Origin of the sequence: Dietzia sp. CH92, from assembly GCF_032248695.1 — a bacterium.
GTDB lineage: Bacteria > Actinomycetota > Actinomycetes > Mycobacteriales > Mycobacteriaceae > Dietzia.
This window is the reverse complement of record NZ_JAVHXC010000003.1, coordinates 229,463-254,902: the sequence shown is the minus strand read 5'-3', so window position 1 is coordinate 254,902 and position 25,440 is coordinate 229,463. Positions and strand designations below refer to the sequence as shown.

Below are 25,440 nucleotides of genomic sequence, written 5' to 3'. Positions count from 1 at the left end.
CGCCGCTCAGCCCCCGGGACGACGGGCGGCGGGGGAGCGCAGCGCAGCGGCGCGTGTCCGGCGCAGCAGGACGAGGCCGACGAGCAGGAGCAGCACCGCGGAGAGGATCCACACGACGTCGTACACGAGCAGGTCCACTCCGTAGCGGATCTGGTGGATGCCGAGGACCTTGTGGAACACGATGCCGTCGAACAGCTGGAAGAAGCCGACCCCGGTGAGTACCGCGCCGGCCCATCGCATCCAGGGGACGGCGATCTCCCGGCGGACGTCGGCGAACATGAACAGGCCCCACACGGTGATGAGCCAGGTGGCGCCGTGGAAGAGCCCGTCGGCCAGGAGGGCGACCGTGGTGGTGGACAGGTCGTAGAAGTGATGCCACTGCAGGAGCAGGTGGAAGATGAACAGGTCGATGACCGACCCCGCGATCCCGCAGCCGAAGAGGAAGCCCGACAGGACGAGTCGCCGCCCCACGGTTCGGGAGGGCGCGGGTCCGGCACCGTGGTCGGCATCGCGGGCGGGGCTGGACGGGGTGGGCATCGGCGAACTCCTCCGGCGGTGGATCGTCGTGCTCACGACAGGGTAGGACCGGCCGCCGGGCCGGGCCACCGGACGACACCGGGGTGCGCGATCCGCCTCGCGGCCACCGGGTCCCGCACTAGCGTGACGACCACACCTAATTCTCCAGGAGGGTCGGCATGGCCGGAAGGCTCGAGGGCAGGGTCGCGTTCATCACCGGGGTCGCGCGCGGGCAGGGCAGGACCCACGCGGTCCGACTGGCGTCGGAGGGTGCGGACATCATCGGCCTCGACCTGGCGGGTCCGCTGGCGGACGCCGTGCCCTACGACCCGGCCACCCCCGAGGACCTGGAGGAGACCCGCCGTCTGGTCGAGGAGCAGGGCCGTCGCGCCCTGCTCTCGGTGGGGGACGTGCGTGACCTGGCGGGGATGACGACGATCGTCGACGACGGGGTAGCGGAGCTCGGCCGCCTGGACGTCGTGGTGGCCAACGCCGGCATCTGCACGCCGCAGATCTGGGACAGCATCAGCCCGGAGGACTTCGCCGCCACCATCGACACCAACGTCACCGGCGTGTGGAACACCGTCATGGCGACCGCGCACCACGTCATCGCGGCCGGAGGGGGCTCGATCATCCTCACCAGCTCGTACGCGGGCAAGAAGATCCAGCCGTTCATGGTCCACTACACGACCTCCAAGCACGCGCTGGTCGGGATGACGCGCGCGTTCGCCGCGGAGCTGGGTCCCAGGAACGTGCGGGTGAACAGCATCCACCCGGGTGGCGTCGCGACCCCGATGGGCGGCGGCGACATGGTGAGCACCCTGGAGAAGGTCGGCGAGTCGAACCCGCCGCTCAACCTCATGGGGTCGACGTTCCTCGAGCAGACCTGGGCCGAGCCCGAGGAGATCTCGAACGTCGTGGCGTTCCTGGCCTCCGACGAGTCGAAGTTCATCACCGCCGAGCACATCAGCATCGACGGCGGCGCGCAGTACTTCTGACCCGGACGCCGGTCGACGGCGTCCGTGGCGCCGGGTCAGCTGATCCGGACCCCGGCGAACATCTCCGCCACGTCCCGCTCGTAGGCGGGGTCGAGCGGCTCGGTGGCCTGCGCCGTCATCGTGTACGTGACGGTCTCGGCGCCCGCGGGGACCACGATGATCTGCACGACCGCCGGTCGTTGCGGGACGGTGCCCATCTCGGGGAGCACGTGCCGGACCGTCATCGACTCGAACCCGCACACCTGCCCGCGTTCGAGGGCGGGCTCGGACGCCCCGGACGCCCGCATGGCGGCGATCTGGCGATCGAAAGCGGCTTCCACGTCCGCGGGCGAGGGCTCGGCGGTCACCACCACGTTCGGAGCGAACCCCGACGCGGCCAGCCCGGGGTTGACCAGCGCCTGACGCACCAGCTCGGAGTCCAGTTGGGAGTTGCGCTCCCACCCGGCCGGCTGCGGGACCTCCAGGGTCGGCTCGCCCGCCGCGGAGACGACCGCCATCTCGGCGTCCGACGCCCCGCACCGCCCCGGGGCTCCCTCGTCACCGCCCGCGGTCCCGGCCGGGGAGGCGGATGACTCCACGGCGGCCGCCGATGCCTCGGTGGTGGTGGCCCCGTCCTGGGCGGTCTGGTCGGCCGAGCACCCGGCGAGGACGACCAGGGGGACCACGAGGGCGGCGAGGCGGTGGCGATGCGACATGATCGGCGACGTTAACGGACCCGGCGCGGCCGCGGGGGTGTCACCGATCGGGTGATCGGTGCCCGCGCGCCGGGGCCACGCGTCCGTATCGTCGGGGTATGACTCCGCAGGCCGCATCCCCAGTCTCGCTCGGCACGCGCTACGCCACCGAGTTGTCCGAACTCGTCGTGCCGTGGAAGGCCGCCGAGGCGTCGGATCCGCGACTGCTCATGCTCAACGAACCGCTGGCCGCCGAGCTCGGGCTCGACGCCGACCACCTGCGCGGCGAGGAGGGCGTCCGGTTGCTCACCGGCACCGCCGTCCCCGAGGGCGCCACGCCCGTCGCCCAGGCCTATGCCGGCCACCAGTTCGGTGGGTACTCGCCGCGACTGGGCGACGGGCGGGCGCTGCTGCTGGGCGAACTGCCCGACGGTCGCGACCTGCACCTCAAGGGTTCCGGCCGGACACCCTTCGCGCGGGGCGGGGACGGCCTGGCGGCGGTGGGGCCGATGCTGCGTGAGTACCTCATCAGCGAGGCCATGCACGCCCTCGGCGTCCCCACCACCCGCTCGCTCGCCGTGGTGGCCACCGGCAACACCGTGTACCGCGAGACGCCGCTGCCCGGCGCCGTGCTCGCGCGGGTCGCCGCGAGCCACCTGAGGGTGGGCACGTTCCAGTTCGCGCGGTCGACCGGCGACGACGAGGTGCTGCGCCGGCTGGCCGACCACGCGATCGCGCGGCACCACCCGCACGCCGCGGACGCCGAGAACCCGTACCTGGAGCTGTACGCCTCCGTCGTCCGCGACCAGGCCCGGCTCGTGGCCCGCTGGATGCTGCTCGGGTTCATCCACGGCGTGATGAACACGGACAACACCACCATCTCCGGCGAGACCATCGACTACGGCCCGTGCGCGTTCATGGACGCCTTCGACCCGGCGACCGTGTTCAGCTCCATCGACACCGGGGGCCGCTACGCCTACGCCAACCAGCCGCCGGTGCTGCAATGGAACCTCGCCCGGTTCGCCGAGACCCTCGTCCCGCTCGTCGCCCCCGACCAGGACGAGGCGGTCCGGCTGCTCACCGAGGTGCTGGGCACCTTCCCGGAGCTCTACCAGCGGGCGTGGACCGCGGGCATGCGCGACAAGCTGGGACTGCCCGCCGACACCCCGGACGCGCAGGCCAACGAACTCATCGAGGACCTGTCCCGGCTGCTCAACGCGACCCGCCCGGATTACACCGGCTTCTTCCGCGCCCTCGGCGCCGCCGCGGACGGGGACACCGCGCCGGTACGGGAGCACGTCGGCGTCCTGGCGGAGGACTGGCTGACGAGATGGCGGGCCCTGGGACCCGCCCGGGGATCGATGGACCGGGTCAACCCGCTCTACATCCCGCGCAACCATCTCGTGGAGGAGGCCCTGGACGCGGCCACGGCGGGGGACATGGGCCCGTTCACCGAACTCCTCGTCGTCGTCACCGACCCCTACACCGAGCGCCCGGGGCGCGAGCGCTACTCCCGCCCCGCCCCGCCGGACGCCGCGCCGCACGTCACCTATTGCGGAACATGAGGCGAAACTCGTAACAGTACAAACGTATTGACAGGCAAAATTTACTTATGAACGCTGCCGTTTGTCAGGTGAACGTACGACACTGAGGTTGTCACATCAATCTCGTGGTGCGTCGGTGGGCGCCCGGGAGGGGCCAGGACGTGCGGATATTCATCGCGGACAGCGACGGCGGGTACCGGAAGCCGTCGAGGATCCTCGGACGGTTCGTCAGCGAGCTCTCGGACTGGACAGGTGCCCGGGAGGCTGTCAAGGTGCAGTGGCCCGCCCCCGGCGGGTTCGGCAGACGCCGCTCCCACACCTGGGAATCGGCCGCCGCCGCGGGCGTCGCGGACCTGAACCGGCTGGTCAGGCTGCATCCCTCCGACCCGATCATCCTCATCGGCGTGTGCAGCGGCACCCGCGTCATCCACGACTGGATGGACGCCCACCCCGAGGACCTGGACCGCGTCGCGGCGGTCGGCATGATCGCGGACCCGTACCGCCCCCGCGACCAGTGGCTCGACGGCATGCCCGACCCCGGCGGCCAGGGCGTGGCCGGCCTGCGCCGCGGAGCCGTCCCCGACCGCACCTACTGGGTGTCCGTCCCGGGTGACCCCCTCAGCGGCGTGCGGCCCAACTGCCTCCTGCGCGGCGTCGTGCGGACCTCACCGCTCGCGCCCGACCAGGTCTACGACGAACTGCTCGAGGACCTGCCCGACACCCGGCCGCGGATGGCCGCCCGCCTGAAGCTGGCGCAGCAGCCCGCGCAGTGGTCACCGCACCTGCTGCAGCAACTCGACGACGCCGCAGAGGTCCTGGCCCGGTACCGCGACAAGGAGTCCGTCGCCCTCTACGAGTCCGACGCGCACGGGGTCTCGCCGCTGACCCGCCTGGCCGCGCTCATCGCCGACCGGGTCGACAGCGAGCACGGCGTCCTCCTCGGCGGGCCCGACGTGATCGGTCTCGACGCGGTCGGCGCCGACACGGCGGGCCGGGACGCCGGCCGCCTCAGCGAGTGCCGCTCGGCGTCGGCGTAGCGAGCAGACCGGCGTTCGCGTCGGCGAGCAGCGAGTTCACGGTCTCCCGCGCGCACGTCTTGTTGGAGCCGATGAACCCGCGCGGGCCGCGCTTGATCCACCCCACCACGTACGCCCCCGGCACCACACGGCCGCCGACGCCGTCCAGCACCCGACCCTCGCGACTGGGGATCGTCGCGGTGACCGGGTCGAACGGCACGCCCGGCACCTCGACACCGCGGTACCCGACCGACCCCAACACCAGACCGGCCGGGAGGGTCTCCTCCGTACCGGCCCGCGGCACCGCGCCGACCCGCCCCGACCCGTCGGGGGCGAGATCGGTGCGCACCACCCGCAGGCCCTCGGCCCGAACCGTGCCGACGACCTCCACCGGCGCGGTCCGGAAACGCAGGACGATCCGGCGGCGCCCCGACCTCTCCGGGCGGGCGGCGACACGGGCCAGGTGCTCGAGCTTCAGGCGGTCCTGCCGGGAGTCCGCGGCCCCGGGGTCGATCCCGGCGGGGGCGTCCACCCGCAGGTCGATGTCCTCGCGCGCGGCGAGCCCGACCAGCTCGGGAAGCGTGAACGCGGCGTGCTCGGGACCGCGGCGACCGAGCACCACCACCTCGCGGACCCGGCTGCGCCGCAGCGCCTCCAGGGCGTGGCGGGCGATCGAGGTGTCGGCGAGCCGGTCGGGGTCGGTCGCGAGGATCCGCGCCACGTCGAGCGCCACGTTGCCGTTGCCCACGATCACGGCGCGCTCGTGATCCAGCGGCACGTACTCGTCGGCGTGGTCGGGGTGATCGTTGTACCAGGCCACCACCCGCGTGGCCGACGTGCTGCCGGGCAGGTCGACGCCCGGGATGCCGAGCGGGCGGTCCGTGCCCGCGCCGGTCGCGTACACGACCGCGTCGTACTCGGCGGCCAGCTCCGCCGCGGTGACGTCCGTCCCCACGTCCACCCCGAGCCGGTACCGGAAGCCGGGCTGGGTCTCGATGGCCGCGAACAGGTCGGCCACCGCGCGGGTACTGGTGTGATCGGGCGCGACGCCGTGGCGGGCCAGGCCGTGGGCCACCGGCAGCCGGTCGAACACGGTCACCTCGACCCCGGGCTGGCGGAGCAGTTCGTCGGCGGCGTACAGGGCGGCCGGCCCGGCGCCCACCACGGCCACCCGCAGGGTCCTGCGCGTGGGGCCCAGGCGCACGAGGGTGGGGACCCGCGCCTGCGGCCGGGAGGGGCGGTCGTCACCGGTCAACTCCGCGTTGATCTGCAGGAAGTCCTGCTGCTCCGGGGCCAGCTCGGTGTGCGGCACGATCGCCCCGACCGGGCACGCCCCCACGCAGGCCCCGCAGTCCACGCAGGAGACCGGGTCGATGTAGAGCATGTCCGCCGTGCTGAAATCCGGCTCGTCCGGCGTGGGGTGGATGCAGTTGACCGGGCACGCGTGGACGCACGAGGCGTCCGCGCAGCAGGCCTGGGTGACGACGTGGGGCATGGGCTCGTTCCCTGTCCGGGCGGGGTGCGGGGCGCGGGTCGCGGCGGGGTCAGTCGCGGAAGGCCACGGGCGGCTCGCCGCGGTACCGGGAGGGGCGACCGTCGATCTTCAGCGCCTTCCACAGACGGCGCGACGTCCGGTTCATCAGCCCCGACTCCTCGGCGAGCAGCCGCACGTCGCCGAACAGGTCGGACAGGAACCGCCGCGACTCGGGGCTGTCCCAGTACAGCTCCTTGACGACGTGGTCCGGGATGTCGAAGGCCTCGCGGAACTCGCGCGTCGGCTTGAGGATCGCGTCGCACAGGACCCGCATGATCACCGGGAACAGCAGGGAGACCAGGAACGCGTCGCGGCGCGAGAGCCTGGGCGCGTTGCGGGCGACGTAGGTGTGCGCGAACGAGATGTGCCGCGCCTCCTCGGCGACGTGGATCTCCATGATCCGTGACAGCACGGGCGGCAGGGAGTCCGAGTTGCGCAGGACCTGCTTCTGCGTGTGGTCGATCGGCTCCTCGCCGGCCAGGACGCCGATGAAGAACGCGACCGGGAAGCGGCCGGCGGCCAGCGGGAGGAGGGGGGAGAGGCGACGCATCCATCGCGGCATGCCCGGCACGTCGGCGCCGATCTGGTTGACGCCCTGCTGGAACATCTGGGTGTGGTGGCACTCCTCGGTGGCCTCGTGGGTGAGGTACCGGAACTCCGCCGAGCCGTTCTCGGCCGTGAAGACGTACTGCATGATCCCGCGGATGAGGATGTTCTCGAACTGCAGGCCGACCTTCATGACGTTGGCCTGGCGCCACAGGCCGATCTCGATCTGCTTCTCGAGCGGCAGCGATTTGTACCAGGGGTGGCCGCCGAGCGGATCGATGCCGGCGGGCAGGACCCAGCGCTCGTCCGTGGGGTCCACCGCGAAGTCCGGGTGGTCCCAGGCGATGTCCTTGAAGGGGTCGAAGCTGCGGTGCACGGAGGCGTGCGACAGGCGGCGGAGCGTGTCCTCGTACTCGTCTGTGCTGGCCGTGGGGGCGGGTGCGGCTGCGGACATGATCTTCCTTCCGGTCACCGGCCCTGCGGGGGCCGGGAGCGTGGAATCCTGCGGATGGGACAGAGAGACATCCGCGATCTATTTGTCCCTGACGCTAGACAGACGGGGCCGATTCGTCAAGCAATGTTGAGGAGTCCGTCAGTTCCGCGTGGGCGCGCCGAGCAACGGGCCGAGGTGGTTCCGGGCGAAGGCGCGGGCGACCGCGGGGTCGTCGAGGTCGATGGTCGTCGACGGGGTGAGGACGAAGGACACGACGAGGCGCGCGGTCAGTTCGGCCACGACCAGCACCTCCTCGTCACTGCGCGGGTCGGGCGCGGCGCGGCTGATCTCCCCGGCCAGGAAGTGTGCGGCGGCGGTGATGAGCGGCGCGCCCTGCACGGTGAAGTGCGGGACCGTCGACTCGGGCTCGGTCTCGAGCAGGCGGTTGAGCAGGTCGTGGTCGCGCAGGGTCTGCACGGTGAACGCGAAGCCCTCCGTGAGCTTGTCCTCGATGGTGTCGTGGGCGTCGAGCTCGCGGCGCAGGTCCTCGAGGAACCACGCCGCCTCCCGCAGGAGCGTCGCCTCGACCAGTTCCTGCTTGTTGGCGAACCGCCGGTACAGGGTCATCCGCGCGAGGCCCGCCCGGCGGGTGATGTCGTTCATGGTCGAGCGGGAGATGCCTACGCTCTCGAACTGCGCGGCGGCGGCGTCGAGGAGCTGTTCCCGGATCGGGTCGTCGACCCCGGCGGCTTCCGGCAGGCCGCGCCCCGACCGGAGCATCGCCAGCGGGTCGGACGACGGGTTCTCGCTCATGGGACCGATTGTCCCACCCCGGCCCGGCCGAGCCGGACCTCGCGCGCGGTCATGCCCCACCAGCGGCGCGCGTACTGGCTGAAGGTGGTCGCGTCGCCCAGGTCGAGGGCCGAGGCGATCTGGTAGAGCGGGATCTCCGTGGTGGTGAGCAGGCGTGCGGCCACCTCGCGGCGGACCTCGTCCCGGACCGCGGAGAAGCTCGTGCCCTCGCCGGCGAGTCCGCGCTGCAGCGTCCGGGGCGACATGGCCAGCAGTGCCGCGACCCGGGGCAGGGAGGAGGCGCCGGCGTCGAGGGACTGGTGGAGCGCCGCGCGGGTCCGGTCGGCCAGGCTGCGGCGGTCGGCCGGTACGTGCTGCTCGAGGTAGCGCAGGGCCAGCTGCTGCACGGCGTCGTCCCCGCCCGAGATCTCCCGACCCAGCAGGGCGGAGGGCACGCGCAGGACCGCGGACGGGGTGGACGGGGACACGGGCGCCCCGAACAGGGCCTCGTACCGCGCGGCGTCGGTGTTGAGCGGGCCCGGGAGCTCGACGGAGAGCAGGCCGTAGTCACCGCCGAGCACGGTGCGCATCGCCCGGTGCAGGAACAGCAGCACCAGGTCCACGGCCTGTGGCGGGATGAGCTGGCCGGGGTCCCGGTACCCGAACCGCACGCCCAGTACGTCCGGCTCGCCGCGCGGGTCGGCGATCACGGTGATCTCGATGGACCTCGAGTGGAAGAAGAGGTACTTGGACGTCATCTCCAGCGCCTCGGTGGTGGTGCGCGCGTTCTTCACCACCACCGCGACCGGACCGAGCATGTCGAGGTCCTGGTGCTCGGCCACCCGGAGGCCGAGGTCGGGGCAGTCCAGTTCGGCGGCCGCCGTCTCCAGCAGGAGGGCGATGGACAGGTCCTCCACCAGCATCTCGTCGCTGTCCAGCGCGCCGTGGGGCAGGCCGGCGCGCCGGGCGAGGTCGTCCGGGTCCCCGCCGAGGCCGCTGACCACGGCCCGGACGCCGCGCAGACCCGCCGATCGGATGAACGCCATGAGGGCACTCTGGGCGATGTGGCGCGAAAGAGCAAGTTGTTGGCGCGTTACGGAAACCACCGGTCGCGGCGGGCGGTTACGGTACGGGGCATGACTGGTAGCACGCACCGCCCGGGCGAGCCGGGCGCCGAGCCCACCGACCCGCTGGACCTGCTCATCGTGGGGGCGGGCATGTCGGGGGTCGACCTGGCCCACCACGTCCACCACGCCTTCCCGGACTGGCGTTGGGAGATCCACGACGCCCACGACGACCTGGGCGGGACCTGGCACACCTTCCGCTACCCGGGAATCCGCTCGGACTCGGACATGGCGACGTTCGGGTTCCCGTTTCGTCCCTGGCCCCACGACTCGACCCTGGGCAACGGTGCGGACATCAAGGAGTACATCCGTGACACCGCCCGCGAGGCCGGCGCGCTCGACCGCCTCCGGCTGGGCTCGTGGGTGGCCGACGCGGACTGGCGCAGCGACCTGGACCTCTACCGGGTCACCTGCCGCACCGCGGAGGGCGAGCGGATCGTGTGGACCCGCCGCGTGCACTTCGGCTCGGGCTACTACTCGCACTCCCAGGGTTTCCGCCCGGACTTCCCCGGCGAGGAGGACTTCCGCGGGCGGATCATCCACCCGCAGCAGTGGCCGGAGGACCTCGAGTACGCGGGCCGGCGGTTCGTGGTGATCGGCTCGGGCGCCACGGCGGTGACCCTGGTCCCGGCGCTGGCGGACCTCGGCGCCGACGTGACCATGCTGCAGCGCACCCCGAGCTACATCGGTCCGCTGCCGGAGAAGGACGTCATCAGCGCGGTGTGGCGGCGCCTGCTGCCGGCGCCGTGGGACCACCGGGCGGCGCGACTCAACCACGGTGCCCGCGACACGGCGCAGTTCGTGATCGCCCAGCGCCTGCCCTGGCTGTTCAAGGCGGGCCTGCGGGCGATGCAGCGCCGCTACCTTCCGGCCGAGGAGATCGACCGGCACTTCACGCCGCCGTACCGGCCGTGGGACCAGCGCGTGTGCAAGGCCCCCGACGGCGACATCTTCCGCGCCATGCGGCGGGGCGCCGCGCGGGTCGTGACCGGGACGATCGACCGGTTCACCGCCGACGGCATCCGCCTGACGTCGGGCGAGCACGTCGAGGCCGACGTCATCATCACTGCCACGGGCCTGCGCCTGCAGGTCTTCGGCGGCGGCACGCTGAGTATCGACGGGCAGGAACTCGACGTCCCCGCCCTGGCCACCTACCGCGGGATGATGCTGGCCGGGGTGCCCAACGCGAGCTTCACGGTGGGGTACATCAACTCGTCGTGGACGCTGCGCGCGGACATGGTCTCGCGCTACATGGTGAGGTTGTGGCGGACGGGGGAGCGGGTCTACGCGCCGCGGGTGCCCGACGAGCCGGCGGATCAGCTCCTGCTCGACTTCGACGCCGGGTACATCCGGCGCGACGGGCACCTGTTCCCCAAGCAGGGGGCCTCGCGTCCGTGGCGGTACGTGCAGAACTTCCTGATGGAGATCCCCGAGCTCGCGTTCGGTGACCTGCGTCGCGAGATGGCGTTCGGGCGGGACGTGGTCCTGACCGGCGCCCGCCGCGCGCCGGGTGGCGGCGCCGCCGTGGGGGACGCGACCGAGATGGACGACGACGAGGTGGCCCGAGCATGACCCGTTTCCTTTCACGCCGTGGTGCCGAACGGTCGGGGACGGCCGTCTCCGGGGGGCCGGGCAGGCGCGTGCTCATCACCGGGGCTGCCTCCGGGCTGGGCCTGGCGCTGGCCCGGGAGTACCTGGCGCTCGGCGACGAGGTGATCCTCACCGACGTCCACGCGGACCCGCCGCCGGCCGTGCGGGAGCTGCCCGGGCGGTGGACGTATCGGCGGCTCGACGTGACCTCCGATGCGGACTGGGCGTCGGCGGCCGAGGAGATCGACTCACTGGACATCCTGGTCAACAACGCCGGTATCGCGGTGGGCGGGTCGCTGGAGACCACCACCATGGAGTCGTGGCAGCGGATCGTGGACATCAACCTGCTCGGCGTGGTGCGGGGCTGCCGCGCGCTCGCGCCGAAGCTCGGTCGGGGTGGCCGACTCGTCATCACCGCGTCGGCGGCGGGGCTGGTGCACGCGCCCAAGATGGGGGCCTACAACGCGACCAAGGCCGCCGCGGTCGCGCTGGGGGAGACCCTCGACGCGGAGCTCCGGCCCCGCGGGGTGTCCACGTCGGTGATCTGCCCCCAGTTCTTCCGGTCCGGCCTGGCGGACTCGCTCTCCGGTGACGACCCGCAGGCGGACGAGATGGCGCGGAAGCTGCTCACCCGGACGCACCTGACATCGGAGATCATCGCCCGGCGGTCGGTGCGCGGCATCGAGGCCCGGCGGGTGGTCATCACGCCCGACGCCCTGGCCACGGTCTTCTGGTACTCCAAGCGGTTCTCGCGGGTGCCGTTCCTCGCCTCGACGCGGCTCATCGGCCGGGCGGTGGCGCGGAAGGGCTGACGCCGGGCGGCGGGCCCCGCACCGAGACAGGTGCGGCGGCTCCGCCCGCGCCGGGGTTCAGGCCTTCGGGTAGATCACGCCGCGCCGGACGTCGACCCCCACGGCCTCGCCCACCCGGCCGGGTACCGCGGCCCCGGCGGGCGCCAGGACCCGAAGCTCGGTCTCGCCGTGCCGGCAGATGACGGTCCTGCCGCCGCGGCCGTAGAGGGAGGTGACGAACTCCGCCCCGATGCGCCCCGGCGCCGGTCCGGGCGTGGCGAGCTCGAGCCCGGAGGGCAGGAGCGCGAGGGTGGCGGGGCCGGTCACCGGGCCGGCGGGCCCGGTGAGGACGTCGGGTGCGAGCGTGATCCCGCCGACGTCGGAGCGGAAGCCGTCGGGGCCCACGGTCCCGTCGACGAGCGTGGCGTCGTGCAGGAACCCGGCGACGAACGCGCTGTTCGGTGCGGCGTCCAGCCGGTCGGGCACGTCGCACTGCGCCAGCGTCCCGCGGTGCAGGACGGCCACCTCGTCGCCCAGTGCGAGGGCCTCCCCGCGGTCGTGGGTCACGTGGATCATGGTGAGGTCGTGCTCCGCGGCGAGCCGGCGCAGCACGAGGCGCAGGGAGGCGCGCAGGGGCTCGTCGAGGGCGGACAGGGCCTCGTCGAGCAGCAGGACCCCTGGCCGCGCGACGATCGCCCGGGCGAGCGAGACGCGCTGGCGTTGCCCGCCGGAGAGGGTGTCGGGCCGGCGCCGGGCGAACTCGCCCAGCTCGACGGTCTCGAGGGCCTCCGCGACGAGGGTGCGGCGGCGGGCGGCCGGCACCTTCGCGCGGCGCAGCGGGTAGGCGACGTTGTCGGCCACGGAGAGGTGGGGCCACACGGCGTGGTGCTGGAAGACCATCCCGAGGCCGCGTTCCTCGGGCGGGAGGTGCACCCCGTCGCCCACGAGGACGCGGTCCCCGACCCGGATCGTGCCGGCGGAGGGCTGCTCGAACCCGGCGACGGCGCGCAGGAAGGTGGACTTCCCGGAGCCGGACGGGCCCACGAGGGCGAGGATGCGGCCGGAGTCCACGTGGACGTCGAGGTCCTGAAGGGCGACGGTGTCGCCGAAGCGGACGGAGACGCCGCGGGCGTCGAGTTCAGGCACGGATCCTCCCGGATGCGGCGTCGGACCCGGTGTCGGGTCGGGTGTAGCGGGCGCCGAAGGCGGCCAGGACGAGCAGGCCCACCGCCATGAGCACCACGGACAGCGCGGACGAGGCGTTGTAGTCCCCGGCGCGCTGGTACTGGAAGATCACCACGCCGAGCGTCTGGGTGCCGGGGGCGACGAGCAGGACGGAGAGCGTGAGCTCCCGCACCGCGGTCACCGCGACCATGACCATGCCGATGCCGGCGGCGGGCAGGGCCATGCGCACGCTCGTGTCGAACCGTGAGCGCAGCGCCCTGGCGCCGCCGATCCGGGCGGCCTCCTCCATCGACGAGTGGATCCCCGCCAGCGGGCCGCGGACGGTCTGGACGACGATCGCGGTGAAGGCTGTGACGTACGCGCCGAGGATCACCCAGCGGGTGTTGAACAGCCCGGTGTAGCGGCCGAGGATGAGCCACCCGGTGGCGATGACCAGGCCGGGGACGGCCTGCGGCAGCAGCACCGACATGAGCAGCGACTCGCGGTCGCGCCCGGCCAGGCGGGTGGTGAACAGCCCGACGAGCAGTCCGAGGACGCCGCAGATGAGGGCCGCGCCGACGGCGAGGATCACGGAGTTGGTGACGCCGTCGATCGTGGTCGAGGCGGTGAGCGCGCGCCGGAAGTTGTCCAGGGTCGCCGTCTCGAGGGTGAGGGGCACGCCCGGCGCGGGCAGCAGGGCCCGCACCGCGAGGCCCACGAGCGGGGCGAGGGTGACGAGGACGCTGACGGTCCACGCGGCCACCGCCAGGGGCAGCCGCGCCCGGCCGAGCGCCTGGGGCGCGGCGGGGCGTCCGGTGCCGCCGAACTCGACCGACCCCTTGGTGACCTGCCGGTCGAGCAGCGTCCCCAACACGCCGATGAGCAGTAGGACCACCCCGATCTGCGAGACGGTCTGCAGTGGTGACGCGACGGAGCCGGACTCGAGGAACCGGTAGACCATCGTCGAGAGCGTCTCGTAGCCGGCGGGAAGGCCCACGATCACGGGGATGCCGAAGTCACCGATCCCGCTGACGAAGGTCAGGGTGAACGCCGCCGCCATGGCCGGGCGGATGAGGGGCAGGGTCACGTCGAGGTGCGTGCGCGTCGGCCGGGCGCCGGACAGGCGTGAGGCCTCCTCGAGTTCCGCGGGGATGCGCCGCAGGGCGGCCGCCACGACGAAGTAGGCCATGGGGTAGGCGTGCAGCGTGAGCAGGAAGACCACGCCGGGCCCGCCGTAGAAGTTCCACGGCGCGACACCGAAGACGCGGTCCAGCAGTCCGCCGTCGGTGAGCAGGCCGCTCCACGCGATGGCGCCGATGAAGGGCGGGATGAACAGCGGCGTGAGCAGCAGCAGGCGCAGGGCCCCGCGGCCCGGCAGGTCGGTGCGGTCGAGGCCGAACGCCATCAGCGTGCCGATGAGGACGGCACCGACCGCGGAGAGCAGGGAGCTGACGAGGCTGTTGGCGGTGGCCGTGAGCAGCCCCTGCTCGATGAGTTCGGGCAGGTGGTTGGCCCCCAGCCCCAGTGAGACGACCAGGGCCAGGGGCAGCACCATGACGCCCGCGAGGGACGCCCACAGGGCCAGCCTGAGCGGGAGGGTCACCTACCTGACGGCCGCGTTGAACGCGGCCACGGCGTCGTCGCGGGAGGCGGCGATCGCGTCGAGGTCCTGGTCGAAGAGGGTGATGTCGGCCAGCGCGGGGGCGCCCTCCGGGCTGCCGGCGTCCTCGCGCACGGGCAGGTAGCTCTGCGACACCGCGATCTCCTGACCCTTCTGGGACACGAGGAAGTCGAGGAACAGCTTGGCGGCCTCGGGGTTGGGCGCGTCGGCGAACACGGCGCCGGGCTGCGTGATGTAGGGGACGCCCTCGCTCGGGTAGCTCACGGCGATGGGCGAACCCTGGGCCGCGAGGTCGCGCACGAGGTAGTCCACGACGATCCCGACGGGCCGCGAGCCCTCGGCGACGGCCTGCGCCACGGGCCCGTTGGATTCGGCGACCTGCGGGTTGTTTGCGCCGAGCTGCTCGATCCACTCCTCGCCCAGGTCGGGCTGCAGACTCCAGGCCGCGGCGTTGAAGGCGGCGGCACCGGAGACGTCCGGGTTGGGCAGGATGATGCGGTCGCGGTAGGCGGGGTCGGTGAGGTCGGCCCACGAGGTCGGCGGGTCGGTGACCTCGCCCGTGTTGTAGGCGATGACGGTGGGGATGATGCGGGTGCCCACGAAGTAGCCGTCGGGGTCGACCGCCACCTCGGACAGGGCGTCGGGCTCGCTCGGCTCGAACGGCTGGAAGAGGTCCTGGTCCTTGTAGTCCTCGAACGTGGGCACGTCGGCGGCGAGCAGGATGTCGGCGGCGACCCCGCCGGTGGACTTCTCGGCCTCGATGCGTGCCTTGAGGTCTCCGGTGCCGGCCCGGAAGACCTTCACCTCGATGTCCGGCTGCTCCTCGTTGAACGCGGCGATGATCTCGTCGATCTTGGCCTGCGGCTCCGAGGTGTAGAGCGTGACCTCGCCGGAGGCCTCGGAGGACGTGGCACCCTCACCGGATCCGGAACCGGGAGCGGCGGGCTCGGAGCACCCCGCGAGCCCCAGGGCACCGGCGGCGAAGACCGCCACCGACGCCAGTACCGTCCGACGACCAATAGACCTCGACACGAGACCACTTCCCATCTGCACCATGAAACGGACACACCATCCTGGCACCTCCGTCGGCCCGGGGCGCCGGTGACGAGATGAACCTGTGGTGAATTCGGAGCCGGGGGCCACCCGGATGCGTCCCGTGCTGACTGGACGCGAACCGTGCCGACCGGATGCATCCCGGCGCCGCGGCGGGCACGGTGGGGACATGAGTGATTCCACTGCCATCACCGTCGAGCGCGTGATCGACCACTCGGCGGCCGAGATCTTCGACTTCCTGTCCAACCCGGAGAACCACGCCCGCCTGGACGGCTCGGGCTTCGTGCGGGGCGACTACAAGTCCGACCGCATCCAGCAGGTCGGGGACGTGTTCGCCATGGACATGGAGGGCGAGCACATGGGCGGTGAGTACCGCACCGAGAACCACGTCACCGGCTTCGCCAAGGACAAGCTGCTGGCCTGGCAGACCGCGCCGGCCGGCACCGAGCCCAAGGGCTGGGAGTGGGTCTGGGAGCTCGAGCCCCAGGGGCCGGACTCCACGCTCGTGCGGCACACGTACGACTGGGGCAAGGTCACCGACAAGGACCTGCTCAAGAAGGTGTCGTTCCCGCTGGTGTCGGAGAAGCAGCTCGAGGATTCCCTGGGCAATCTCGCCTCGGCCGTCGCCGGCTGAGCGAGCCGCGCGCCGACCCGCGTCTCCGCCCCCGCGGCGCCGCCTATCCGAACCCGCGCCACCCATCTGATCCCGCGCCGCCTGTCCGATTCCGCTCCACCTAGCGGGTCCCGCAGGCGGCGCGGGATCGGATAGGCGAGTTTTCTCGCGTGCGCGTAGGACCGGGCGTCCCGCCGACGTGATCGCGGAAGCGCCCCCGCTCGGGCGCGGCCCGCGCCGGCCCGCGCCCGCCCTAGTCGATCTTCTTCAGCGCCGAGCCCTTGTGCATCGCCATGTGCCCGGTCTTGTCGCTCTCGATCTCGTACTGCGGTTCGTCCTCGCTGCAGCGCCGCATGCGCCCCTTGAACTCGACGTCCTCGGTGTGGATCTTCCGGATCACCCCGCGCACCATCCCGGCCTCGGAGTTCCACTCGACGTGGTCGCCCTTGTTGAAGTCGCTCATGCGGCCAGTATGGAGGGTCCACGACGGCGAGGTGAGCCATCTCACCCACCCGATCCCGCCCGCCGCGTCACCCGCGGAACCGGCGCTCTGAGCAGCGGTGATTCGCACCCGCCGCGACCACTGCCGCCCGTCCGGGCCGCGGAGGATCCCGCGTCGGGGGTTGCCAGGCCCCTCCCGCGCCTTCGTAGTGTCGGCCGCTGTCCGACGAACTCGTCGAATCAAAAGTCACGAGACATGCACGACACGAGACCCTGAGGAGGTCACGAGGGATGCAGAAGAAGCTTGTCCGAACCCTGACCGGCGCGATGATGGCGGGCGGTATCGCCGCCGCGGGCGCCTCGCTGGCGACGCCCGCCGCGAACGCGGCCCCGCCGAGCGCCTGGGACCAGGTGGCCCAGTGCGAGTCCGGTGGCAACTGGCAGATCAACACCGGCAACGGGTACTACGGCGGTCTGCAGTTCTCCGCCCAGACGTGGAGCGGCTTCGGCGGCGGCGAGTACGCCGCGACCGCCGACCAGGCCACCCGTGAGCAGCAGATCGACATCGGCGAGCGTGTGCTCGCGGGCCAGGGCGCCGGCGCCTGGCCGAACTGTGGCGGTCCGCTCGCCTGATCCGAGCGACCTCACACGACAGACGCGTGACCGGCGTCGGGGGCGATCCTCCGGCGCCGGTCGTCGTCTGTCCGGGCGCGGGCGGCTAGGCTCCTGAACGGTGACCACCGCCGAGCGCCTCTACTCCCGTCTAGTCACCCGATCGCAGGACGCGGAGGACGAGCTCCCCGATCCCGTGCAGCGCGATCTGCCGCGCAACGGGTTGAGGCTCGTCGCCGCCAACACCCTGCAGTCCTCGGGAGACCAGACGGTCAACGCCTCCACGGTCCTGCCGTGGTTGTTCCACGTCCTCGGGGTGCCCGCGGCGTTCGTGGGCCTGCTGGTACCGATCCGCGAGTCCGGGTCGATGTTGCCGCAGGCCTTTCTCACCCCGCTGGTGGTGCGGGTGCGCCGCCGCAAGTGGGTCTTCGTCATCGGCGCGGCGGTGCAGGCGGTCTCGGTCGCGGTGATGGCCGCCATCGCCGCGCTGGGCAGCGGGGTCGCGGCCGGCGTCGGCATCCTCGTCGCGCTCGTCGTGTTCTCGTTGGGCCGCTGCCTGTGCTCGATCGCGTCGAAGGACGTGCAGGGCCGCACGATCCCGTCCGGCGAGCGCGGGCAGATCGTCGGCCTGGCGACGTCGGCGGCCGGGCTGGTCGCCATCACGCTCGGCGTGCTCATCCGCGTGCTGGGCGGGGAGGACCTCGACGCGGCCGCCCTGGCGCTGCTGCTCGCGGTGGGCGCCGTGCTGTGGGTGCTCTCGGCGGTGGTGTGCGCGCGGGTCCGCGAACCGGCGGGCGAGGGCGATGACGCCGGGGCCGGCGACGGCCGCGAATCGGCGGCGGAGGACTCCTCGCCCTCGTGGTTCGCCGAGGCGGCGCAGTTGTTCCGCGACGACGCCACGTTCCGGAAGTTCATCACCGTCCGCGGCCTGCTGCTGGTGTCCTCGCTGAGCCCGCCGTTCATCGTGACCCTCTCGATCGCCTCGGGGACGGGTGCGTTGGCCGGGCTCGGCGGCTTCATCCTCGCGTCCGGTGTGGCGTCGCTGATCGGGGGACGGGTCTTCGGCAAGCTGGCCGACCGGTCGAGCCGGCTGCTCATGGCGGGTGCGGCCACGGCGGCGTCGCTGGTGGCGTTCGCACTCGTGCTCATCGAGGCGCTCCCCGGCTTCGACGGGGGCGCCCCGCTCGGTGCGGCGGTCTTCGTGGGCGCGTACTTCCTGCTCACCCTCCTGCACTCCGGCGTACGGGTGGGGCGCAAGACCTACGTGGTGGACGTGGCCGAGGGCGACACCCGCACCGCGTACGTGGCGGTCGGCAACACCGCGATGGGGGTCATCCTGCTCGTCGTGGGCGGCATCAGTTCGGCGCTCGCGGTGCTGGGGGTGCAGTGGGCGCTGGTGTTCCTCGCCGTGCTCGGCCTGGTGGGGGCGGCGTCGGCGTTCTCGATGCCCGAGGTCTCGCGCGGCGCGGGCGACTGAGCACCGGCCCGGTCGGGCCCGGCGACGCCGGCGGCCGGCCACGTCAGACCTCGGGGTCGAACCCCACCACGTCGTAGATCAGCTTCTGCACGCCGTTGCCGTAGGCCTCGCTCTCGACCAGTTCGAGCTTCTGCCGCGGCTTGTCGGTGTCGCTCCACATGCGCTTGCCGGCGCCGAGGACCCACGGGAACACCAGCAGGTGATAGCGGTCGATGAGCCCGGCGTCGGAGAGGTCCCGGGCCAGCGTCGCCGATCCCTGGAGCAGGATCGGAGCCCCTTCCGCCTGCTTCAGAGCCGCCACCTCGTCGAGATTGCGCAGGATCGTCGTCGTCCCCCATCCCTCCACGAGGTCCCCCTCGCCCAACGTCCTCGACACCACGTACTTCGGCATGGCGTTGTACTTGGGGAACTCGTCGACCATCTGCGGCCACACGGCGGAGAACGACTGGTAGCTGACGCGGCCCAGCAGCATGGACCCGGCCTCGTCCTGCTCGCGGGCCTTGAGGCCGTAGACCTCCTCGAGGAAGTCCACGGCGAACGTCCAGCCGGTGTTGCGGTATCCGGGCTCGCCGCCCGGGGCCTCGACGACGCCGTCGAGCGAGACGAACGCGGTATAGATCAGCTGACTCACGGTGACCTCCGGGCGCGGGACTGCCAGGGTACCCCGCCACCCGCGGCCGGGAAATGGTCACAATGGCGGTCGGTACGGCGTGGGACGTGACCGCGCGGGTACCACGACGAGGACGACGACGAGGAGTTCCCATGCCCGACCAGAAGACCACCCTCGCGGATTTCGAGGCGAGCCTGCTCGACGGGAGCGAGAAGGACCTCGCCGACTACACCGGGCAGGTCGTCCTGGTGGTCAACACCGCGAGCAAGTGCGGGTTCACCCCGCAGTACAAGGGGCTGCAGGCGCTGTACGAGGAGTTCCGCGGCCGCGGGTTCGTGGTGCTGGGCTTCCCGTGCGACCAGTTCGCGCACCAGGAGCCGGGGAGCGACGAGGAGATCGGCGCGTTCTGCGAGCGCAACTTCGGCGTGGAGTTCCCGCTGTTCTCCAAGATCGAGGTCAACGGATCCGGCGCGCACCCGCTCTACGAGTGGCTCAAGTCTGAGAAATCGGGCGTTCTGGGCGGGCGTATCAAGTGGAACTTCACCAAGTTCCTCGTGGGCCGCGACGGCCGGGTGATCGACCGCTTCGGCCCCCACCGCAAGCCGGAGGACCTGCGTGACGCGATCGAGGCGGCGCTCGCGGAGGTGTGACGAAGCGCCCCCGAGTTCCGATTTGAGCTGAGAACTGATTAAGCTCCGTAAGTCACCTCTTACAACATCATCACCTGGAGCTTCATGTCCCTCGGACTCCGCCGCCTCGCGGCCGCCACCGCCGGCGCACTCGCCGTCGCCCTCACGATCGGCTCGACCGCCCCCGCCGTCGCTCAGACCGGCAGCATCGATCCCTCGACGCTCATCGACCCGTCGACGCTGGGCCCGGAGGACCTCGAGGCGATCATCGACGCCGTCGGGTCCGTGCCGGTCGGGTCGACCGCCGGTCTCCTCGGCTCGGTCGGCTCTTCCGACGTCCCGCTGGACGGCGCGGGCTCGTCTGCCCCGGTCGGCACGCCGACGCCGGTCGATCCCACGATCACCGAGACCGAGTTCCGTGGCATCGAGCGCTACCGCGCCGACCAGGACGGGAACGCTCAGGCCTACCAGTACTGGACCATCGCCTCGAAGGCCATGCAGCGACTGATCACCGTCGAGGTCGTCCCGTCACGCGGCACGGGCGACGCGCCCGTCCTGTACATGCTCGACGGGGTCGGGGCGCCGATCAGCAGCACCGGGTGGGCACACCAGGCGGAGATCGCCGACCGGATGAAGGACGAGAACGTCCACGTGGTGAACCCGGCCGGCGCCTACGCTTCGTACTACACCGACTGGGAAGAGATCGACCCGGTCCTGGGGAACAACAAGTGGGAGACGTTCCTCACCGAGGAGCTCCCGGCGATCGTCGACGAGCGTCTCAACACGAACGGCAAGGCGGCAGTCGGCGGCATCTCCATGGGTGGCCAGGCGGCCATGCACCTGGCGGCCGCGCACCCGGACGTCTATGACGCCGTGATGTCGTTCAGCGGTTTCTACTCCACGATGGACGCCCTCGGCTACCAGACGATTCGCCTGAGCGTGGAGACGCGTGGCGGTGACGTCGAGAACATGTGGGGCCCGCACCGCAGTGCGCGGTGGGCGGAGAACGACACCATCTCGCGGCCCCAGGGTCTGCGTGGCAAGGCCGTGTACTTCTCGGCCGGTGGCTCCGAGATCGGTGCCGACGACATCGGCGAGTACAAGCTCGCCACGGCGACCCCGAAGTTCCAGGACCTGCTCATCGGACTGGTCCTGGAGAAGGGCGTGCGCGAGAACTCCGAGGCGTTCGAGAAGGCGCTGAAGCGTGCGGGCATCGAGCACAAGGTCGACTACTCGCAGACCGGCCTGCACAACTGGCCGAACTTCCTCAAGAACTTCGATTCCGGCTGGGACTACATCAAGCCCGCCCTGTACGGCGGCGTCACCGAGCCCGGAACGGGCACCCCGGGCGCCGACGACTCCACCGGTTCGGGCGGCTCGAGCGGTTCCACGGGTTCGACCGGCTCGAGCGGTTCGACCGGCTCCGCGGGTTCGACCGGATCTGCGGGTTCGACCGGTTCGACCGGTTCCTGATCGACCACCTGGCAAGCGGTCCCGCGCACCCCACAACCGGGCGCGGGGCCGCTTTCCGTATCTGCTGGCCCCACTCCAGGGAGATTCCATGAACACCCGACTCCGTCGCGGCGCCGTCGCCGGCGCTCTCGCCACCGCGATCGTCCTGGGAGCATCCGCCCCCGCCTCGGCCCAGATCGGCGGCGATATCGACACCTCGTCCCTCGGGCTCGAGGAGGTCGAGCTGATCGGCTCCGCGGCGGGCTCGCTCCCGCTGGGCTCGACACTCGGGTCCGTCGGGTCCGCGGGCTCCACGAACATCCCGCTCGGCGGCACCGGATCGTACGTCGAGCTCCCCAACCCGCCCCGGGCGCGGGACGCGTCTATCGAGACGACCGAACTCCTGGGGATCACGCGGCACGGGGACTACGAACACTGGCTCGTCACCTCCGCGGCGATGCAACGCGAGATCGTGCTCGAAGTGCTGCCCTCCCGGGTCAGGGACCAGGGGCCCGCGCCCGTGCTCTACCTGCTCGACGGTGTCGACTCGGTGGAGGGCAACTCGGGATGGAAGCGGGCCGGGAACATGCCCACGCGCATGGCCGGGGAGAACGTCCACCTGGTCACCCCGACCGGCGGGCCCTCCACGTACTGGTCCGACTGGAACAGCGAGGACGAGGTCTTCGGCTACAACAAGTGGGAGACGTTCCTCACCGAGGAGCTGCCCGGCCTCGTCGAGGCGGAGTTGAACACCCGCGACACCGGCCACAACGGCAGGAATGGCATCGCCGGCGCGTCGATGGGGGCACAGGCGGCCATGCATCTGGCGGCCACGTACCCCGAGCTCTACCGGGGCGTCATGGGCCTGTCGGGTTACTACTCCAGCACCGACGAACTGGGTTACCAGTCGATCCGCGGCGCGGTGGAGGGCCGCGGCGGGGACACCGCCAACATGTGGGGCCCGCGCGGAAGCGCACAGTGGAAGTACCACGACACGATCGCGCACGTCGAGGGCCTGGCGGACACCGCCGTGTACTTTGCGACCGGCGGCCTGACGGTCTCGGAGGCGGACATCCGGAACTACGGCGGGGACCACTTCGACATGCTGCAGGGCCTGATCCTGGAAAAGGGGGTCATCGAGGGCGCCCGGAGCTTCTCCCGCGAGCTGGACCGACACGGCATCGTGCATCGCGTCGACTACGGCGACGAGGGTTTCCACGGGTGGCAGACGTTCGTCGACTACATCACGCCCGGCTGGGAGTACATCAAGCCGGCCCTGCAGGACTGAGCCCGTCGAGCTCACACCCCGGCGGCGACGCGCGAGGCCGCGACCATCAACCGGCTCTCCAGATGTCGGGCGATGGCGTCGATCGCGCGGTCCAACACGTCGGCCTCGGGCAGGCAGACGATCCGGAAGTGATCCGGTTCCGGCCAGTTGAAGCCCGTGCCGTGCGTGACGAGCACATGCTCTGAGCGCAGCAGGTCGAGGACGAACTCCTCGTCGTCGTCGATCCCGTACCTCTCCCGGTCGATCCGCGGGAAGCAGTACAACGCTCCGCGCGGTGGCACGCAGCTCACGCCCGGGATCGCGTTCAGCTTCTGCGCGGCCAGTGCCAGCTGCCGCTCGATCCGCCCGTCGGGGTCCACGACCTCCGGGCCCCACGGGGAATCCTCGGCCAGGGCGACGGGGATCGCGTACTGACCGGGGACGCCGGGACACACCCGCATGTTGGACAGCAGCGTGAGCCCCTCGAGCAGGTCGGCGGCCCGGTCGAGCGGCCCGGTGGCCACGACCCAGCCGGCCCGGTACCCGCACACCCGGTAGGCCTTGGACAGGCCGCCGAAGGTCAGGCACAGGACGTCGTCCCCGGCCGCGCGGGCCGCGAGGTGATGGACGGCGTCGCCGAACACGAGCTTCTCGTAGATCTCGTCCGACAACAGGATCAACCCGTGCCGGCGCGCGATGTCCGCCATCCCGCGCACGGTCTGTTCGCTGTACACCGCGCCCGTCGGGTTGTTGGGGTTGATCATCACCAGTGCGGTGGTGCGCGGGGTGATCTTCGATTCGATGTCGGCCAGTGACGGGTTCCAGCCGTCGGACTCGTCGGCCAGGTAGTGCACGGGCACCCCGCCGGTCAGGTTCACCGCCCCGGTCCACGTGGGGTAGTCGGGCGCGGGGACCAGGATCTCGTCGCCGGGGTCGACCATCGCCTGCAGGACCAGGGTGATGAGCTCGCTGACCCCGTTGCCGCAGAACACGTCCTCGGGCGCGACCCCGCTGACGCCGCACCGCCGGTAGTACTCGGCGACCGCCCGGCGGGCGGCCGGGATGCCGCGCGAGTCCGAGTACGCCTGCCCGTCCCCGAGGCCCCGCGCCACCGCCTCCACCAGCTCGGGCCGGGCGTCGAGCCCGAACGGGCGCATGTTGCCCAGGTTGAGCCGGAGGATGTCGTGGCCCTCGGCCTCGAGGCGCATCGCCTCGGTGAGGATGGGTCCGCGGACGTCGTACCGGACGTCGCGGAGGCGGCGGGACTGGCGGTAGGTCTGCATGGCCCCACCCAACCGGGTAAGTGGCGCTCCCGGAAGGTCCACTTTGTCCACTTTTCAGGGACCACTTCGGTGGTCTGTCGTCTACGCTGGACTCATGGCACGCTCGGCCCGTTCCGTCTCGCTCGTCGTGGGGCAGGTGAGCGGCGCCGCCGGCCTCGTGGACGCGATCATCGACCGGATCGCCGAGGGCGCGTTGGCGGACGGGGACCGGCTGCCCTCGACCCGGTCGCTCGCCGCGCTGACCGGCCTCTCGCGGGGCACGGTGGTCAGGGCGTTCGACGAGCTCGCCGCGGCCGGCTTCGTCGAGTCCGCGCACGGGTCGGGCACCACGGTCAGCGCTGGTGCCGGGCTGGCGGCGAGGGCCGGCGCGCGTACCCGCGGGCACACCGACCCCGCCGGGCAGCAGGCCCCCGAACCCCGTCGTGGCCGCTCCCCGCGGGACCTGCGGCCGGGGATCCCGGACGCGACGCTGGTGGACCAGCGGGCGTGGCGCGCCGCGATGCGCGCGGCGGGCACGCAGGGGCTCGCGGGACTCAACCCGTGGGAGGAGCCGAGTCCCGCGCTCCGGCACGCGCTGGCCGGGCACCTGCGCCGCCGCCGTGGCGTCGCGGCAGCGGATCCCCTGTTGTTCGACAGTTCCCGCTCGGCGATCGCCGCCCTGTGCGCGGCGTTCACGGCCGCCTCGCGCCCCGCGGACCCGGCCGCCTCGCCCGCCTCCGGGACAGGGCGCCCGCCGGTGGTGTTCCACATGGAGGACCCCGGCTACCGGGGTGCGCGACTCATGGCCCGCGAGCAGGGCCTGGAGGTGCGCCTGCATCCCGCCGAGCCGGGTGGCCTGGACGCGGCGCGTCTGGGGGAGGAGCGGGCGATCGTGTTCACGACGCCCGCGCACCAGTTCCCCCTGGGGTATCGGATGAGCGTGGACCGGCGGGTCGCGTTGGTGGAGTGGGCCCGCAGGACGGGGTCGCTGGTGATCGAGGACGACTACGACGGCGAGTTCCGCTACGGCGTTGCGCCGCTCCCGGCGCTGGCGACACTGCCGGGCGCGGCGGATCACGTCGCGTACGTGGGCACGTCGTCCAAGTCGGTGGCGCCGGATCTGCGGGTGGCGTGGTGCCTGTCGCCGGCGGCGTTGCGGCGCGGGGTGGAGCGGTGGTTGGTGGTCCACCGGCGCGGCCCGTCGTCGCTGCCGGCCGAGGCGCTCGCGGCGTTCATCGGGTCGGGCGCGATGGACCGGCACCTGGCGCGCGCCGCGCGGGTCTACGCCGACCGCCGGAGCCGCCTGGTGGCGGCGCTCGCGCGCGAGTGTCCGGACCTGGAGGTCACGGGTGTGGAGGCGGGCCTGCACCTGTGCGTGGTGCTGCCCGGATATGACGACGACGAGGTGGTCCGGTCGCTCGAGGAGAGGGGGTGGCGCACCCGCTCGCTCGGCGCGCAGGCGGAGGGTCACGTGGTGCCGGGTCTCGTGCTGAGCTACTCGCGGCTGTCGGGGCGGGACGCGGCGGAGTTCGCCGCGGAGCTGCGACGGGTGCTCGACCGGCTCGCTCCGGCTGACACCTGAACTCGGGCCGGGTCCGGCCCGCTCCCCGTCGAGCGGGTGCGAGCCTCCCCGCGCGGTCTTACAGTGAGCGCGCGAGCAATCCGAGGCGAGGACGCAGAG

At 72.1% G+C, this 25,440-nt stretch carries 24 protein-coding genes; 12 read left to right on the top strand and 12 right to left on the bottom strand.

Annotated features, from left to right (window positions below; all coding sequences use genetic code 11):
- Positions 1 to 6: 6 nt before the first annotated feature.
- A complete protein-coding gene (locus RWK90_RS07625; RefSeq protein ID WP_314036428.1) occupies positions 7 to 537 on the bottom strand; it encodes a DUF2243 domain-containing protein in 531 nt (176 codons plus the stop codon).
- 158 nt (positions 538 to 695) lie between these two features.
- Here RWK90_RS07625 and RWK90_RS07620 point away from each other — a divergent pair, with 158 nt between their 5' ends.
- The gene (locus tag RWK90_RS07620; protein ID WP_314036426.1) at positions 696 to 1,514 is read left to right on the top strand and encodes a mycofactocin-coupled SDR family oxidoreductase; all 819 of its coding nucleotides are present in this window, start codon (positions 696 to 698) and stop codon (positions 1,512 to 1,514) included.
- Between the two features lie 35 nt (positions 1,515 to 1,549).
- On the opposite strand, the gene RWK90_RS07615 is transcribed toward RWK90_RS07620, so the two are convergent.
- On the bottom strand, positions 1,550 to 2,209 hold the full coding sequence (locus tag RWK90_RS07615; protein ID WP_314036424.1) for a hypothetical protein: 660 nt from the start codon (positions 2,207 to 2,209) through the stop codon (positions 1,550 to 1,552).
- A 98-nt stretch (positions 2,210 to 2,307) separates the two neighbouring features.
- On the opposite strand from RWK90_RS07615, the gene RWK90_RS07610 reads away from it, so the two are divergent.
- Entirely contained in the window at positions 2,308 to 3,753 is a 1,446-nt protein-coding gene (locus tag RWK90_RS07610) for a protein adenylyltransferase SelO family protein (RefSeq protein WP_314036422.1), read from the top strand.
- Between the two features lie 140 nt (positions 3,754 to 3,893).
- Positions 3,894 to 4,769 (top strand): hypothetical protein, encoded by an 876-nt coding sequence (locus tag RWK90_RS07605; RefSeq protein ID WP_314036421.1) that lies wholly within the window; start codon positions 3,894 to 3,896, stop codon positions 4,767 to 4,769.
- Here the strand turns inward: RWK90_RS07605 and RWK90_RS07600 are convergent.
- The 4 genes from RWK90_RS07600 to RWK90_RS07585 all read right to left on the bottom strand — a co-directional run bounded on the left by RWK90_RS07600 (position 4,741) and on the right by RWK90_RS07585 (position 9,099).
- Complete coding sequence (locus RWK90_RS07600; RefSeq protein WP_314036419.1) at positions 4,741 to 6,243, bottom strand: FAD-dependent oxidoreductase; 1,503 nt, start codon at positions 6,241 to 6,243, stop codon at positions 4,741 to 4,743. The two genes, RWK90_RS07605 and RWK90_RS07600, sit on opposite strands and share 29 nt — an antisense overlap.
- Before the next feature lie 49 nt (positions 6,244 to 6,292).
- Positions 6,293 to 7,282 (bottom strand): diiron oxygenase, encoded by a 990-nt coding sequence (locus RWK90_RS07595; protein WP_314036417.1) that lies wholly within the window; start codon positions 7,280 to 7,282, stop codon positions 6,293 to 6,295.
- 138 nt (positions 7,283 to 7,420) lie between these two features.
- Positions 7,421 to 8,074: a TetR/AcrR family transcriptional regulator gene (locus RWK90_RS07590; RefSeq protein ID WP_314036415.1), complete on the bottom strand. Its 654-nt coding sequence runs from the start codon at positions 8,072 to 8,074 to the stop codon at positions 7,421 to 7,423.
- Entirely contained in the window at positions 8,071 to 9,099 is a 1,029-nt protein-coding gene (locus RWK90_RS07585) for an AraC family transcriptional regulator (protein WP_314036413.1), read from the bottom strand. The genes RWK90_RS07590 and RWK90_RS07585 overlap by 4 nt, the downstream gene beginning before the upstream one ends.
- A gap of 90 nt (positions 9,100 to 9,189) precedes the next feature.
- Between RWK90_RS07585 and RWK90_RS07580 the strand changes: the two genes are divergently transcribed.
- Both RWK90_RS07580 and RWK90_RS07575 read left to right on the top strand, forming a co-directional pair.
- Positions 9,190 to 10,749 (top strand): NAD(P)/FAD-dependent oxidoreductase, encoded by a 1,560-nt coding sequence (locus RWK90_RS07580; protein ID WP_314036411.1) that lies wholly within the window; start codon positions 9,190 to 9,192, stop codon positions 10,747 to 10,749.
- Positions 10,746 to 11,579: an SDR family NAD(P)-dependent oxidoreductase gene (locus RWK90_RS07575; RefSeq protein WP_314036409.1), complete on the top strand. Its 834-nt coding sequence runs from the start codon at positions 10,746 to 10,748 to the stop codon at positions 11,577 to 11,579. Before RWK90_RS07580 ends, RWK90_RS07575 begins: the two co-directional genes overlap by 4 nt.
- Before the next feature lie 57 nt (positions 11,580 to 11,636).
- Here RWK90_RS07575 and RWK90_RS07570 read toward each other — a convergent pair whose 3' ends face one another.
- Genes RWK90_RS07570 through RWK90_RS07560 form a run of 3 tightly spaced genes read right to left on the bottom strand, consistent with a single transcriptional unit; the run spans position 11,637 to position 15,390 of the window.
- Entirely contained in the window at positions 11,637 to 12,704 is a 1,068-nt protein-coding gene (locus RWK90_RS07570; RefSeq protein WP_314036407.1) for an ABC transporter ATP-binding protein, read from the bottom strand.
- Positions 12,697 to 14,325 (bottom strand): iron ABC transporter permease, encoded by a 1,629-nt coding sequence (locus tag RWK90_RS07565; RefSeq protein ID WP_314036405.1) that lies wholly within the window; start codon positions 14,323 to 14,325, stop codon positions 12,697 to 12,699. The genes RWK90_RS07570 and RWK90_RS07565 overlap by 8 nt, the downstream gene beginning before the upstream one ends.
- Positions 14,326 to 15,390 carry an ABC transporter substrate-binding protein gene (locus tag RWK90_RS07560; protein WP_314036403.1) on the bottom strand — a complete coding sequence of 355 codons (1,065 nt, stop codon included), beginning with the start codon at positions 15,388 to 15,390 and terminating at the stop codon, positions 14,326 to 14,328.
- 175 nt (positions 15,391 to 15,565) lie between these two features.
- On the opposite strand from RWK90_RS07560, the gene RWK90_RS07555 reads away from it, so the two are divergent.
- Complete coding sequence (locus tag RWK90_RS07555; protein WP_314036401.1) at positions 15,566 to 16,030, top strand: SRPBCC family protein; 465 nt, start codon at positions 15,566 to 15,568, stop codon at positions 16,028 to 16,030.
- 232 nt (positions 16,031 to 16,262) lie between these two features.
- On the opposite strand, the gene RWK90_RS07550 is transcribed toward RWK90_RS07555, so the two are convergent.
- Positions 16,263 to 16,472, bottom strand: a complete 210-nt coding sequence (locus RWK90_RS07550) for a DUF2945 domain-containing protein (RefSeq protein WP_314036399.1) — start codon at positions 16,470 to 16,472, stop codon at positions 16,263 to 16,265.
- 269 nt (positions 16,473 to 16,741) lie between these two features.
- On the opposite strand from RWK90_RS07550, the gene RWK90_RS07545 reads away from it, so the two are divergent.
- Both RWK90_RS07545 and RWK90_RS07540 read left to right on the top strand, forming a co-directional pair.
- Positions 16,742 to 17,083 carry a transglycosylase family protein gene (locus RWK90_RS07545; RefSeq protein WP_314036397.1) on the top strand — a complete coding sequence of 114 codons (342 nt, stop codon included), beginning with the start codon at positions 16,742 to 16,744 and terminating at the stop codon, positions 17,081 to 17,083.
- A 100-nt stretch (positions 17,084 to 17,183) separates the two neighbouring features.
- Positions 17,184 to 18,539 (top strand): MFS transporter, encoded by a 1,356-nt coding sequence (locus RWK90_RS07540; RefSeq protein ID WP_314036395.1) that lies wholly within the window; start codon positions 17,184 to 17,186, stop codon positions 18,537 to 18,539.
- Positions 18,540 to 18,582: 43 nt separating this feature from the next.
- Here RWK90_RS07540 and RWK90_RS07535 read toward each other — a convergent pair whose 3' ends face one another.
- Positions 18,583 to 19,170, bottom strand: a complete 588-nt coding sequence (locus tag RWK90_RS07535) for a dihydrofolate reductase family protein (protein ID WP_314036393.1) — start codon at positions 19,168 to 19,170, stop codon at positions 18,583 to 18,585.
- 131 nt (positions 19,171 to 19,301) lie between these two features.
- Here RWK90_RS07535 and RWK90_RS07530 point away from each other — a divergent pair, with 131 nt between their 5' ends.
- The 3 genes from RWK90_RS07530 (at position 19,302) to RWK90_RS07520 (ending at position 22,518) form a co-directional block, all read left to right on the top strand.
- Complete coding sequence (locus RWK90_RS07530) at positions 19,302 to 19,799, top strand: glutathione peroxidase (protein ID WP_314036391.1); 498 nt, start codon at positions 19,302 to 19,304, stop codon at positions 19,797 to 19,799.
- An 84-nt stretch (positions 19,800 to 19,883) separates the two neighbouring features.
- Positions 19,884 to 21,251 carry an alpha/beta hydrolase family protein gene (locus RWK90_RS07525; protein WP_314036389.1) on the top strand — a complete coding sequence of 456 codons (1,368 nt, stop codon included), beginning with the start codon at positions 19,884 to 19,886 and terminating at the stop codon, positions 21,249 to 21,251.
- Positions 21,252 to 21,339: 88 nt separating this feature from the next.
- A complete protein-coding gene (locus tag RWK90_RS07520) occupies positions 21,340 to 22,518 on the top strand; it encodes an alpha/beta hydrolase family protein (RefSeq protein WP_314036387.1) in 1,179 nt (392 codons plus the stop codon).
- An 11-nt stretch (positions 22,519 to 22,529) separates the two neighbouring features.
- Here RWK90_RS07520 and RWK90_RS07515 read toward each other — a convergent pair whose 3' ends face one another.
- A complete protein-coding gene (locus tag RWK90_RS07515) occupies positions 22,530 to 23,780 on the bottom strand; it encodes a pyridoxal phosphate-dependent aminotransferase (protein WP_314036385.1) in 1,251 nt (416 codons plus the stop codon).
- Positions 23,781 to 23,874: 94 nt separating this feature from the next.
- Here RWK90_RS07515 and RWK90_RS07510 point away from each other — a divergent pair, with 94 nt between their 5' ends.
- Complete coding sequence (locus RWK90_RS07510) at positions 23,875 to 25,341, top strand: PLP-dependent aminotransferase family protein (protein WP_314036383.1); 1,467 nt, start codon at positions 23,875 to 23,877, stop codon at positions 25,339 to 25,341.
- Positions 25,342 to 25,440 lie beyond the last annotated feature (99 nt).